The 12952-nt window shown below is 53.5% G+C and carries 14 protein-coding genes; 7 read left to right on the top strand and 7 right to left on the bottom strand.

The genetic code is table 11. From position 1 onward, the window contains the following. Positions 1 to 306 precede the first annotated feature (306 nt). The 7 genes from Q1K07_RS02475 to flgA all read right to left on the bottom strand — a co-directional run bounded on the left by Q1K07_RS02475 (position 307) and on the right by flgA (position 7557). Positions 307 to 1212, bottom strand: a complete 906-nt coding sequence (locus Q1K07_RS02475) for a fimbrial protein (protein WP_300307295.1) — start codon at positions 1210 to 1212, stop codon at positions 307 to 309. A gap of 153 nt (positions 1213 to 1365) precedes the next feature. Then, the gene (locus Q1K07_RS02470; RefSeq protein WP_300307292.1) at positions 1366 to 2100 is read right to left on the bottom strand and encodes a fimbria/pilus periplasmic chaperone; all 735 of its coding nucleotides are present in this window, start codon (positions 2098 to 2100) and stop codon (positions 1366 to 1368) included. A 64-nt stretch (positions 2101 to 2164) separates the two neighbouring features. After that, complete coding sequence (locus tag Q1K07_RS02465) at positions 2165 to 4678, bottom strand: fimbria/pilus outer membrane usher protein (protein WP_300307289.1); 2514 nt, start codon at positions 4676 to 4678, stop codon at positions 2165 to 2167. A gap of 309 nt (positions 4679 to 4987) precedes the next feature. Next, positions 4988 to 5515, bottom strand: coding sequence for a fimbrial protein (locus Q1K07_RS02460; RefSeq protein WP_300307286.1), 528 nt, complete (start codon positions 5513 to 5515; stop codon positions 4988 to 4990). A gap of 503 nt (positions 5516 to 6018) precedes the next feature. After that, positions 6019 to 6468, bottom strand: a complete 450-nt coding sequence (locus Q1K07_RS02455) for a flagella synthesis protein FlgN (RefSeq protein WP_300307283.1) — start codon at positions 6466 to 6468, stop codon at positions 6019 to 6021. Beyond that, a complete protein-coding gene (gene flgM, locus Q1K07_RS02450; RefSeq protein ID WP_300307281.1) occupies positions 6465 to 6749 on the bottom strand; it encodes a flagellar biosynthesis anti-sigma factor FlgM in 285 nt (94 codons plus the stop codon). The genes Q1K07_RS02455 and flgM overlap by 4 nt, the downstream gene beginning before the upstream one ends. Positions 6750 to 6834: 85 nt before the next feature. Continuing rightward, positions 6835 to 7557 (bottom strand): flagellar basal body P-ring formation chaperone FlgA, encoded by a 723-nt coding sequence (flgA, locus tag Q1K07_RS02445; protein WP_300307278.1) that lies wholly within the window; start codon positions 7555 to 7557, stop codon positions 6835 to 6837. Positions 7558 to 7798: 241 nt separating this feature from the next. Here flgA and flgB point away from each other — a divergent pair, with 241 nt between their 5' ends. From flgB to Q1K07_RS02410, 7 genes are read left to right on the top strand one after another with little or no spacing between them, the layout of a single operon-like run. After that, complete coding sequence (gene flgB, locus Q1K07_RS02440; protein ID WP_300307275.1) at positions 7799 to 8215, top strand: flagellar basal body rod protein FlgB; 417 nt, start codon at positions 7799 to 7801, stop codon at positions 8213 to 8215. A gap of 58 nt (positions 8216 to 8273) precedes the next feature. Further along, on the top strand, positions 8274 to 8678 hold the full coding sequence (gene flgC / locus Q1K07_RS02435; protein ID WP_300307272.1) for a flagellar basal body rod protein FlgC: 405 nt from the start codon (positions 8274 to 8276) through the stop codon (positions 8676 to 8678). Further along, the gene (gene flgD, locus Q1K07_RS02430; protein WP_300307270.1) at positions 8678 to 9373 is read left to right on the top strand and encodes a flagellar hook assembly protein FlgD; all 696 of its coding nucleotides are present in this window, start codon (positions 8678 to 8680) and stop codon (positions 9371 to 9373) included. Before flgC ends, flgD begins: the two co-directional genes overlap by 1 nt. 47 nt (positions 9374 to 9420) lie before the next feature. Then, positions 9421 to 10662: a flagellar hook protein FlgE gene (flgE, locus tag Q1K07_RS02425; RefSeq protein WP_300307267.1), complete on the top strand. Its 1242-nt coding sequence runs from the start codon at positions 9421 to 9423 to the stop codon at positions 10660 to 10662. Positions 10663 to 10676: 14 nt separating this feature from the next. Further along, entirely contained in the window at positions 10677 to 11435 is a 759-nt protein-coding gene (flgF, locus tag Q1K07_RS02420; RefSeq protein ID WP_300307264.1) for a flagellar basal-body rod protein FlgF, read from the top strand. 42 nt (positions 11436 to 11477) lie between these two features. Next, the gene (flgG, locus tag Q1K07_RS02415) at positions 11478 to 12260 is read left to right on the top strand and encodes a flagellar basal-body rod protein FlgG (RefSeq protein WP_300307261.1); all 783 of its coding nucleotides are present in this window, start codon (positions 11478 to 11480) and stop codon (positions 12258 to 12260) included. A 12-nt stretch (positions 12261 to 12272) separates the two neighbouring features. Then, positions 12273 to 12947 carry a flagellar basal body L-ring protein FlgH gene (locus tag Q1K07_RS02410; protein WP_300307258.1) on the top strand — a complete coding sequence of 225 codons (675 nt, stop codon included), beginning with the start codon at positions 12273 to 12275 and terminating at the stop codon, positions 12945 to 12947. The last annotated feature ends 5 nt before the right edge of the window (positions 12948 to 12952 follow it).

Below are 12952 nucleotides of genomic sequence, written 5' to 3'. Positions count from 1 at the left end.
AGGCCTGTGGGCACAGGGGCTGCCCAGGACGTCATGCTACAAATCATCAAACTCGTAGCAGCTCCACCAGCAAGGGTAAGTAGACGTTGAATAATTCGATAATATATCATCATCTTATATCATTTTTAATGAAACTTTTGGTGAAATTATCGCTATTGAGTCATCTACGATTAAAAGCCAGTCGGTGACTTTGTGTCTGGAAGTGTAGATTTATTACCAGGAGGGGCGAGCGTTATTTCAACGTTTCTGTCACAAAAATGACATCAAGTGGGTGTATGCCGGCTTGATGTCATTTCCCTGTTCCACCTATGGAAGGGTAACCGTGATGGTCACTGCCGCATTATAAGGGCCAGGAGTGACCTCACTTTTCTGACCAGGAACGATGGTGGGATAGAAACGTACTTGTTTCTGGGCGCTGCCTCCCTGAAGAGGCTGAGTCACACGATTCTCCACCCCAAGCTTCATCAGGCTGCCAGAGGTATCCATCATGGCCACGCCAATACCGGGTTTGCTGGTGGCGATATAGGGGCCATCGGTATCGGGAGTGCCGGCAGCAGTGGCAAAGAATTCAAGCTCTGAGACATCGTTATCTGAGATATTGGCGCAATCCACTGACAGATCGATCTGCCTTGGGATATAACCAAGATCTGGCGGTGCACCAACGTTGAGTTGGTTGATCGGTGTACTTCCCAAGTCCACGGTAAAGGTATCCCCAACACGGAAGGAGCAGTTTTGCGTGGTCTTGATCGTAAAGTTGCCATTTATCCTGATGAAAGGATGGCTATAGGAAGGCTCATCGCGATTATATTGCCGGTAGATTCTGGCCAGCTCACCAGAGAAATTAGACTCCCCGAGAAAATTCCTGTCGACCCGTAACTCGATCTGACCATCGGTTCCTGGGGAATCAGGACCATAGGAGGTAGTGCCCGAAGGGCATGAGCCTGATTGGGAACTCCTGACCTGAAAGAAAGGTACTTGTTGATTGCTTATTCCATGGCCATCAATGATCACTCGCGCTGAAAGGTTGTCGTTTAGCTTGAGCCAACCATCGGCTTCTGGCTGGGATGCAGTCGCCGTAAAGAATAAATCACCACTGTAGTAAGTTGGGCAATTACAGATGGTAGATACACCGGAATAACGGGTGAAGGCATGCAAAGAACTATACCTGGGTTGGCTGGAGCCATCAATTTGCTTGTTTACATAGGCATTCACGATGCTTGGGCCGGAGCACTGCCAGGCTGGCAGGCCTTCAGGTACAGGAGACGTTCTGACAATAGTGGTACCATTGGCCGTGCTGACAGCAAGGCTTCCAGCAAGGGCAATCAGATAGCGCAGGTGAGGAAAAAGTATCATCTTGTTCCGCTACTATAACGAATAATGGATAGTGGAAGAGGATCCATAGTCATTGATCCATTTACCATTGATGCTCGCATTCGATGGCGTATTTCGTAGCTGTTTTACAATGAACACATGCTGTCCTTTCGGTGGAATGGGGGCAATATCAACGTTATCGCTACCCCCTGACCATGAAACCTGGAAACTGGCAAAATTGAGATAGAAGGGTGATGAGTTTTCGGCTATCAACTCCTGTCCTGAAGGCGTAGTATTTCCCCAGCGCCATTGCAAACTTTCGGCGCCTTGGGCAACGCTTCCTTTTAGCCCTGCTGGGCGGAACAGCATTTTGATTCGTGTGCGCAACGCCACCTGCATGGTATTAAGGTTTTCTGCTGCTGATAATTTTGGCGGTATTTCCAATACATTGAGCCAGAAAAGTGATTCACGATCCTGGGGAAGAATATGGCTGATATAGGCTAGCCGCAGTGTCTGCCCGGATTGAGCCTCAACACGTGTCACCGGCGGTGTGATAACAAAAGGAAGGGCCTCCTCTCCAGGTTGACGACTGGCATCGCCGCTATCCAGCCAGGACTGGACAAGGACTGCTGTGTCTCCTTTGTTGGTCAACTCAATACTGACGTTCTTGCGCTCGCCTGGATAGATAACCCGAGAACCAGCAAGGGTGATCGCCGCTTGAGTCTGCCCTATGCTGAGCAGCAGTATGCACAAGGTAAAGAAAGCTGTCCTGATCCGACGTGATTTCATGGGGTGGCCCTGCTGGTTGGCTATGTGGTGACTTGCTCGCATGCATGACATTTGGCAAGTCTCGTTAACCCGCTATCGAAAGCCGCTGCCTGGCTGAGGAGCAGGGCAGCTCGATACTGCGATAACCGTGATCATCCACTGGTAGAGATTCGATATCGGGTAGTTGCAGTTGACAGGTGATGTCTGGCTCCAGCTCCACTTCCAGAACCCGATAGGTTCCACGGAAATAAATCAGTCCCCCTTGGCCGACCATGGTGACCATCTTTCCTGTTTGGGGGTCAATGACGGATGAAGCAAATGGAACCTCATGACGATTGGTGACCGATATCAGTACTGGCAAGCCGGAGTCTGTAGGATATTCGACTGCCACGATGGCCCCTCGTGTCGGTACCACATTCTGGCCCGTTGAGCTCAGTTCGATACTGTTATCGAGAGCACTGGTATCAAGGTTCAAGCGGTTGTATCGATAGGGTGTCAGGGTGGCTGCCAAAGCGTATCCCTGTTCATTCACAAACGTGCCTCGTGATGAACGTAATGCAGCACCATCGGCTCCTTCGGCCTTGATCAATGCCATGGTTTCTCCGCGCTCGGGGCTGAATACCAGGCCCTCGGAGTGTGCCAGCGCCGTGCCACTCACGGTGGCGGAGTACTGGCTGGATGCATCCCCGATATTGGCGTTGACACCTAATGCCGTTGCTGGCGTATTCCATTGCACGGAGCCGCCAAACTCTCCGGAGCTGTCCCCTATGAATGTATTGTGGGTGGCATAGAGCTGGTAGCTGCCTTGGTCACGTTGGCCTGCAATTCCGTTTATGCTGGTACGTAACTGATAGTTGTCCGAGTCTTCATAATTACTGCTGAGCGATAGCCTGGGACGTTGAGCACCCTGGCCAATGGGGAAGCTAAGAGAGGCGAGATAGCGAGTTTCGGCGATATCGTCGGATAAGTCGCGGCTAGCGGACAGGGAAAGGCTGCCCCAGTGAAAGGAGTGACTGTAGTTGGCCTGAAAAGTGGTGCTGTCGTCGCGATTACCCCAAAAGGAGCTTGAGATGCCGCTGACCCCGAGGTTGCCGTATTTCCCCAGTGGCTGGCTGATACTGACCTGAAGGCGATCGCGTTCGCGGCGGAGGCTATCGAAGTTGCTATTGCCGGATTCAAGTTGGGCATAATCAGCAAAATTCAGGAATTCGTCCGTCGAGAAGCGGTAGGCTGCCAGTGATACGTTGGTGGCACTGGCATCCAGTCGCTTGCTGTAACTGATCCGGAAACTCTCGCCGGATAGTGTTTCGCGTTCACTTGATGACGTTCGTACATCTTGAGCCCGCGATACCGTAGCATCAGCACTCAGGGCTCCGATGGGGGTCGCGAAGGCGGCACCGATGATAGATGCTGCGTACTGTTCTGCCAGAGTGCCTCCGCCGTACACCGTCATGAAGTTGTTGATGCCACGGCGATAGGTTATCTGGCCGAACAAAGGGCCATCACTGCCCTCCGTATTTCGATATTGTCCCAGTGTTGTACTGAAGCGTGAGGCTCCCGGCCTAAGCAGCTGTACCACCGATGAAAAAGGAAGCGTGAAACTATGTTCACTGCCATCGGCTTCGGTGACGGTTACCTCCAGGTCTCCGGCGAAGCTGGTGGCATACAGGTCGTTGATGGCAAACTCGCCCGGGGGAACGGATGTCTCATAGATGACGGCATTGGATTGGCGCACAGTAACAACCGCGTTTGAATTGGCAATGCCACGAATGACCGGTGCAAAGCCCCGCTCTGACTCGGGTAGCATCTGGTCATCACTGGCCAGTTGTACACCGGTGAATGGCACACTATTGAACTGGTCGCCTGGCGTGAAGTATTCACCTGCGGTAAGTTGTGCTGTCGCTGCCGTCACATCACGTTGGGCATAGGTATTGATGACTTCATACCCTGTCTCGTCACCTCCCTGTAGGTTGGCATTGTGACGCCATCGCCAGGCACCTACATTGAAGCCAGCCCCCAGGTTGGCGTTGTAACGCGTTGAGCTTTCCCCCGTATCTGGGCGTGAATGGAAGGCGTTGGCCATGTATCCCAGAAAGCCAGCTGTAATGCCGTTATCCCAGTCGGAAGGGGAAATGTATCCGCGCTTCACCTGGCCTAGATAGATTTGCGGAATGCTGACATCTGCGCGCAGGCTGGCAGAATCAACGCTTACCGCCGCATTGGGTATAAGCGTCTTGACCTCCAGGCATTGCTGTTGAATCTGTTGCTGCAAAAGGGGTTGGTCTGGCAGTGCCTCCAGGTTGACTCCCCACTGTCGTAGCGCGCTTTCGCTGAAACATAGGGTTGTTTCCCCATCCGGACGAGTCACGACCATGATCTCCTGGTCAAAGACATCCTTATCATTCAGCCACACGGAGAGTTCGTAGCGTCCATCGGCCAGCAAGTTCGAGCGTTCGAAATGCGTCAGGTTGACGTTGCTGCCATTGCCTCTCAGAAATCGAGGATCGAATTCGAGAATGGCTTCATCCTCATCTTCCTCTTGAGCAAGGGCAGAGGGAGGCCCAGAAAGTGACAATGAAACGAATGACGCCAGGATCATTGGAAAATGAAAGGGTGGGATATATGGCAGGAAACGATGAACGGCAACCTTAATGACGTATTTAATATGCTCTATTAAGGATGCAGGGGTCAGTCTTAAGTGTTGTCTAACGACCTTTTGTGTGGAATTGACACAGCCAGAAAAAGCAGACATTTCTACAACACTCCAAGGCTCCGCTTTTCTGAAACATGAAATAAAGTCTCGAAAGCGGGAGCTACGACAAGGACCTGTTAATCTGAATGTGATTAATTGATCTATCTTCAGATAGATCAGTCATTGCCGTCCCTGGCCTATATAAAAAATACCTGTTTACTGGTACTCTACGGTATAAACCAGCTGAGTATCTATATCCCCCGGAGTGGCTGCACCACCAACAGCGATATATTGAGCGCTGTAAGTCAAATTGGCATTGCCAGACGTATCGAAGCTGACAAAGGGGTTGTTTTCATTGTTACGCAGGTCAATGGACGTTCCGCCAGCATCAATAATCTGGACCTGAGTATTACCAGCAGGCGTAGCTGAGTTGTTGACCAGGTTACCGGTACTTGAATCGACATTGGTTGACTCAAAGTAAGCGCGAGCACCGCCCGTCGCCGGACATTCTGTCAAATTGAAAGTAAACGCCGTGGCGCCTGCCACCGCTCCGTTGCTGGTCAGTGAAGCGGTTGAGACTGTAGGCAATACCACACTACTGCTGGCACTACCTCCATTTATGGTGACGGTGCACGACGTGTCTGTGACAGTGCCCGAGATATCGATGGTTCCATCGATTGCGAAGACACTGCCAGACATCACGGAGCAGCAAGCTGCCATGAGCAGTTTTGTCGAAAGTTTCATTCCTCATCTCCTTGGGAAGGGTTGGATAATGAATTTTTAAATTATTCAGTCACATGGCTTGTCGCAGCAGTCAACGACCATTGTGCGACTATGGTTTTATGACATTTTTGTGTCGTTTATATGACAGTTTCGGTTATGCTTCACGACATCATGTGGTGTGCTCATATATGTATTAACTTTATTCGATATATGGTCATACCTGATGGTTATAGATATTGCTGTTTATCTTTGTGGGGTGAATGTTAAGTTTCGAAGTGCGTGGAGATATTGATCTATGTCAATTCTGTGCCGATATGGGTATAAGCTATGAGTACTTTAGTTTAAATGATTAATCTTTGTTAAATCTATAAGGTTATTTTTCTGATTATTTGTTCTTATCTTTTTAATCAAAAAATTTTATATTCTCATTATTCATGTTGTTGTTTTTGGATCTTGTTGCATAAGCCTTAAGGATGATTTGGCGAGCCCCGGATGGCATTGGCGATCCGGGGTAGGTGATGGAATCAAGCAGAAATATCAAGCCGGGGAGATTGAAGTGGGGCACGGCCGTCGGCGTGGTAGACGTTAGCTGCAGCGATGCGGTGAAGATGATCGAGCATATGCTGGTTGTGATCCATGCGTAATTGCAGTAACTCACCATTGCGGCGGTTGGTTCGAGCGATTTCATGGGCGATTTGACGGATGCTGAGCCAGGTCGCTTCACTGTCATTGTCCCTGGCAACCTGAAGTGCACCATGATCATCATCGCTGTAGTTCAGGTGACATTGGATCTGGTGTCGCCTGCTTTCTGTCTTTGCCAATGCCTGCTGTAGCGAGGACTTTGCATCCGTCAGTTGGACGAGATGCACTGCATCGACCTGTCCCTGAACCAGGCATTCCTGTTCTTCCTGCAACAACGCCAGCAACTGGCTCAGGTACTGGTGTTGCATTTCAAGTAATAACGACAGGTTCACTGGGTTGTATCCTTGTCGAGCATGTCACGTACGCTGGCCAGCAGACCATCAGCAATGCGCTCGGGAGAGAGGTGTAAGCGACCTTCACGAATGGCATTGCGTATTTCTGTCACCCGGGCCATGTCGATATCCTGGCTGCTATCCGCATGGGGTTGGCTTAAGTGCGTCAGACTGGATGGCTCACCACTTTGATGACCGGGCGTTACTTTCTGCGATGGAGTGGTGGAGCTCTTCTCGATGGACGCTGAGTGAGTCAGTGGTGTGTTGGGGCTGATTTTCATGATGGAAGCTCTCTGGGCTGGAGAATGGGAGTCTTGCCTGAATTATCGGCCACGGTCGTGAGAACTTTATATCTTCAGACAAACCCTAAAACGTCACACTCAGAATACCGGGCCCGGCCACTCTGGCTTCGATGATGTCGCGTTGAGAAACACGCACTCGAATTGTGTCGCCAAGCCCACCAGCATCCAATGCCTTGCCTTGGCGCTGCAGACGAAAGCCCTGGCCAGAAGCCTCGATAGTGACAGTCTGGTCACGATCTACCAGGCGTGGAGCCTGAAGGTCTCGCGTGGTGAGACTATGCCCCTTTCGCAGAGGACGTTTGGCCTGCAGGCCAATCGCATTGATCGGGTCGTGCAGGAGTTGGGCAGGCATGCGGCTCAAATCGACCCGCTCCTGGCGTAACACCTCCGGACGAATGCGCTCTCCGACAGCAATATCCTGTGTGATGACCAGTCGATTCCCGAAGCGATGCACTTCAGCCTGCAAGTAACGAACATTCTGAGGGCTTTCTTTACATCGCACGCCAATGGAGATTCGGCCCGACAGTGGTTGGTCTGGCCGGGGCAGGAATGGAGCAGGGCTGTTGCAGGAATCAAGATGGGTTGCGGGGGGGAAGACCTGGATGTCGATATCTTCAGAGGTGACCCCTTCCGCCTGCAAGTGCGTGCTGAGAAACGCTTCAACTTGTTCCGCTATGGCATTTCCGTTGGGGGAGGTGGCGGCGATGGCAGGCAGTGCAAAGACAAGGATTAGCGTGCTTAGTACTTTTGGTACAGAATCTGGTCGCCATTGGCTGGCCGTCTTCACTGGGGCATTTCCTCCACACGGATGATGTCTGATCTTACGAGGCAGGTGCCGTGTAACGTCGTTTCATGGGTGTCGTTCTGTGGTCGATGACCTGTGCCACCGTTCACAACATGAGTCTATCCCTAGGCCGCAAGCGGCATGCTTTGAATTGCCACACGGATTGTGGGTTGTTTGAGGCTTTGTCATGACGCCTCCCTGCTTATGCTCCATCGTCGAACTTATGCCGTTGGAGCGCTGCACGATGATCGATCAGATCGAAGCCTCTCTCGCTTTCCACCAGCGGGCCCTGGCGCTGCGCGAGGAGCGCCAGAAGGTACTGGCCAGCAATATCGCCAATGCTGATACCCCGGGCTACAAGGCCCGAGACCTGGATTTTTCCCGGGCGCTGCAAGATGCCATGCACAACGTTCCTCAGTCCGGCCTGGCGCTGAACCGTACCTCTGCCCGTCATTTGATGGGACAAGGTGCCGTGGGGGCTCTGGATAACCGTCACTTGCTGTATCGGGTCCCTGATCAGCCAAGCCTGGATGGCAATACCGTGGATATGGATCGTGAGCGCAGCGCCTTTGCTGACAACTCGGTGCGTTATCAAGCGGCTCTGACCATTCTGGATCAGCGCCTTCAAGGCCTGAGACAGGCGATGCAGCCCGAACGCTGATGCTGGTTAGTAGATAGCCACTGCAAGTCAAGTATCGCGCGCTTAAAGGAGTTCACTTTTGTCGATGTTTTCCATTTTTGATATCGCTGCTTCGGGCATGAGTGCTCAGGCTCAGCGCATGAATGTCACCGCCAGCAATCTTGCCAATGCCGACAGTGTTTCAGGTCCTGACGGTCAACCGTATCGCGCTCGACAGGTGATGTTCGAATCGAGAGCTTCATCCAACGGAGTCGGCGGTGTCATGGTCAGCCAGGTGGTCGAGGACCCTTCCCCGATGCGCCGGGAATACCACCCTGGACACCCACTGGCGGATGACGCCGGCTACGTGACCATGCCGAATGTCGATCCGGTGGGCGAGATGGTCAACATGATCTCGGCCTCGCGCTCCTATCAGGCCAATGTCGAGATCATGAATACCAGTAAACAGTTGATGCTCAAGACCCTCACCCTCGGAGAAGGATAATGCCCAATACCATCGATGCGGGGATCTACACCAGCGTCAACGCTACCACGGCCAAGGCCAGCTCTGTCCAGGCTTCTGATGAGCTGAGTGACAACTTCATGACCTTGCTGGTGACGCAACTGCAGAACCAGGACCCTCTCAAGCCCATGGATAACAGCCAGATGACGTCGCAACTGGCGCAGATCAACACCGTGGCCGGTATCGAAGAACTCAATGCTTCTCTGGCGGTGATCAATGATCAGATCGATGCAGGGCAAGCCATGCAGGCTGCGGCACTGATCGGCAAAGGGGTGCTGGTACCTGGCGACAATATATTGCTGACTCACACCGATGATGGTGAACAAGTTGCAACGCCCTTTGGTATTGAGCTCGATACACCTGCGTCAAACGTCAAGGTCACGATCACCAATGCGTCTGGTGAAGTCATCAATAGTTACGACCTTGGCCCGGTATCGGCCGGAGTTGAGTCCTTCCAGTGGGATGGCTTGTCCGATAGTGGTGAGGCGGCGGTTGAAGGGGGATATCACATCAGTGTGGAAGCCACGGGAGCTGAAGGTGAATCCCTTGATGTCACGACGCTCAACTACGCCATTGTCGGTGCGGTGACACCTGCCGACAGCAGTGGTCAGGTGATGTTGGACCTCGGTGCGGTATATGGACAGGTTGAACTCAAGGATGTGCGTCAGATCCTGTGATACGTCAGGGAATGACAAGTCGTAATTCGAAAAAACAGGAGTAGGAAATGGGATTTTCACAAGCGCTTAGTGGCCTGAATGCAGCAGCCAACAGTCTGGACGTACTGGGCAACAATATCGCCAATTCCCAGACGGTGGGTTACAAGAGTGGCTGTGCGCAGTTTGCCGATGTCTTTGCCAACTCTCGGGTTGGGCTGGGGACCCGAGTATCCACAGTGTTGCAGGATTTCAGTGGCGGCAACCTGGAAGCCACCAACCGGCCGCTGGACCTGGGAATCAGTGGCCAGGGCTTTTTCCGCATGGAGCAAAACGGCCAGGTGGTCTATTCGCGCAATGGACAACTCACCCTGACGCCGGATGGCTATTTGCAGAACGCTTCCGGTGCCCGAATCATGGGCTATGGCATCAATGCTACCGGTGATGTACAGGTAGGCGGGCAGCCAGCGGTTCTCCAGATTGATGCTGACGAAATGCCGGCCAGTGCCACCTCAAGAGTCTCGACAACCTTCAATCTGGACTCCCGCTCAGTCGTTGGCGAGGACCTCAACAAGGTCGATCTGCATGATCCTTCCGGTAATGATGTCAGCATCGATTACCACTATTCCAATAATTTCACCGCCTATGATTCGTTGGGCAATCCGCGCAATGTGACCGTCTATTACGAGAAAACGGGCCCCAATGCCTGGAGCGCGAACATTGCTATGGATGGAAAGGTGCTGATGGATGGCGCTGCACCTCAATCCTTTGACATGACTTTCAACCAGAATGGACAGCTGACGTCTCCCTCACCTGCTGAATTCAGCATGGCATTCGCCAGTGCAGACTTCTTCGATGGCGCTGCAGCGGACATGCCACTGACATTTGATGTTGCGGGTTCCACCCAGTTTGGCAACGACGCCAGTACAACGGCTCTGACACAGAACGGTTATACCTCCGGCGCTCTGGTCGGGATCACCATCGAAGACGATGGCACGGTGGTGCGTAATTATGCCAATGAGCAGTCGCGGCCAGCCGGTCAGATTGCCTTGGCTAACTTCCGCAACCCTGAAGGGCTCAATCCCATCGGTAACAATGCCTGGGTAGCCACCGATGCTTCTGGTCAGGAGCTGGTGGGTGCGCCGAACACGGGGCTCCTGGGAGGCATCGAGTCCGGCATGGTGGAGACTTCCAATGTCGATATGGCGCGTGAGCTGGTCAACATGATCGTCACCCAGCGTGCCTATCAGGCCAACTCGCAGACCATCAAGACTCAGGATGAAGTCCTGCAGACAGCTATCAGCCTGCGTTGACGGAGTACTGATTCATGGATCGCATGCTTTACACCGCCATGAGCGGTGCCCGTCAGAGCATGGAACAGCAGGCGGTGGTCAGCCATAACCTGGCCAATGCTTCTACCGCAGGTTTTCGTGCCCAACTGCATGCCATGCGCGCGGTGCCTGTACAGGGAGAGGCGCGCTTGGCGACTCGCGTTTCAGTGGCGGCTTCCACTCCGGGAGCGGATTTCACTCCCGGCCCGATTACGCGTACTGGCCGTACCCTGGACGTGGCGATCGATGGCCCCGGTTTCTTTGCCGTGCAGGGGCAGGATGGTCAGGAAGCCTATACCCGCCAAGGCGACTTTCAGGTGGACGGCAATGGCCAGCTGATGTCGGCTGGCCGGCCGGTGATCGGTGAAGGTGGGCCGATCCAGGTGCCCCTGGGGGCGCAATTGTTCATGGGCGCTGATGGCACCATCAGTGGTATCGGCATGGGGGAAGATCCCGATGCCCTGGCTGAAGTCGGTCGCCTGAAGCTGGTCGAGCCTGGCGAGGCCGGGGTCGTGCGTGGTGATGATGGGCTGTTTCGTACCGCGCCGGATGCCCAAGGACAAAGTGCGCCATTACCTGCTTCTGAACGTGTGCGGGTGGTGGCTGGTGCCCTGGAGGGCAGTAACGTCAATCCGGTGGAGTCCATGGTGGCCATGATCGATGTGGCCAGACGCTATGAGTTGCAGACCCAGGCGATCAGTGACGCTGATGAAAACGCTCAGCAGGCCAACAGCTTGTTGCTGCTCAATGGCTGATGATTTCTTGAAGCCCAATCATCTGATGAACAAGGAAAAAACATGATCAAGTCGTTGTGGTCGGCCAAGACGGGGCTGGAAGCGCAGCAGGTCAAGCTGGATGTCATTTCCAATAACCTGGCCAACGTTTCCACCAATGGCTTCAAGCAGTCGCGGGCTGTCTTCGAAGATCTGCTGTATCAGAACCTGCGCCAGCCGGGTGCTCAGAACAATGTTCAGGACCGTCTGCCGTCGGGCATGCAGGTTGGCACCGGGGTTCGCCCCGTTGCGACCGAGCGGTTGCATACTCAAGGAAGCCTGGAAGAGACCCAGAATTCCAGGGATCTGGCGATCAATGGCAAGGGCTTCTTTCAGGTCGTGATGCCGGATGGCTCTACTGCCTATACCCGGGATGGCAGCTTTCAGCTGGATGAAAACGGCCAAGTGGTGACGGCCAATGGTTATCCACTGGAGCCGGCGATCATCATTCCTGACAACGCGCTGTCAGTATCCATTGGCGAGGATGGCATCGTCTCGGTGACGGAGCCAGGCACCAGTGAAACCAATGAAGTCGGTCAGATCTCGTTGAGCACGTTCATCAACCCGACGGGGCTCGAAGCCATTGGCGGCAATCTCTATGTGGAAACTTCCTCCTCTGGGCCACGTAACGAAAGTATTCCTGGCATGAACGGAGCAGGCCGTCTGTTGCAGGGCTATGTGGAGACGTCCAACGTCAATGTGGTCGAGGAAATGGTCAGCATGATCCAGACTCAGCGCGCCTACGAAATCAACAGCAAGGCGGTGCAGACCAGTGATGAAATGCTGGCTCGTCTGGCTCAGCTGTAAACGGAGAACGTCATGGATCGTCGCGCTGGCCTCGCAGGCATGATTCTGGTGCCACTGCTTGTGTTGGGTGGTTGTGCCCAGATACCACGCGCTTCGGTGGTCGGGGAGCAGGAGAAAATCGAGATTCCGGATCGCCCGGCGCCAGTGGCCAATGGCTCCATTTATCAGAGGCCACGTGGCTACCAGCCATTGTTCGAGGATCGTCGTCCTCGGAGTGTCGGCGATATTCTCACCATTGTCCTCGATGAAGAGGTCAGCGCGAGCAAGAACTCCACCTCCAACGCTTCCCGTTCGGGTGGTTCCAGCCTGACCTTCATCACAGTGCCCAAAGGTGCAGAGGACTTGCTGGACTATAACCTCGAGGTAGATGGCGACGCGGATTTCGAGGGCGGAGGGGGATCCCGGGCCAATAACACCTTTACTGGCACCATCACTGTTTCGGTGGTCCAGGTCATGAACAATGGCAATTTACGGGTGCGTGGCGAGAAACAGATTGCCATCAACCAGGGGACCGAATTCATTCGTTTCGGCGGAGTGGTCAATCCTCGTACCATCACTGCCGAGAACAGTGTGCCTTCCACTGCGGTGGCCGACGCGCGTATCGAATACGTCGGCAATGGTTATATCAACGAAGCGCAGACCATGGGCTGGTTGCAGCGTTTCTTCCTCAATGTATCGCCGTTCTGATGGGC

The sequence above is a fragment of the Halomonas sp. genome, assembly GCF_029263665.1.
Classification (GTDB): domain Bacteria; phylum Pseudomonadota; class Gammaproteobacteria; order Pseudomonadales; family Halomonadaceae; genus Halomonas.
The sequence above is the reverse complement of the archived record's forward strand: the minus strand, read 5'-3'. Positions and strand labels throughout refer to the sequence as shown.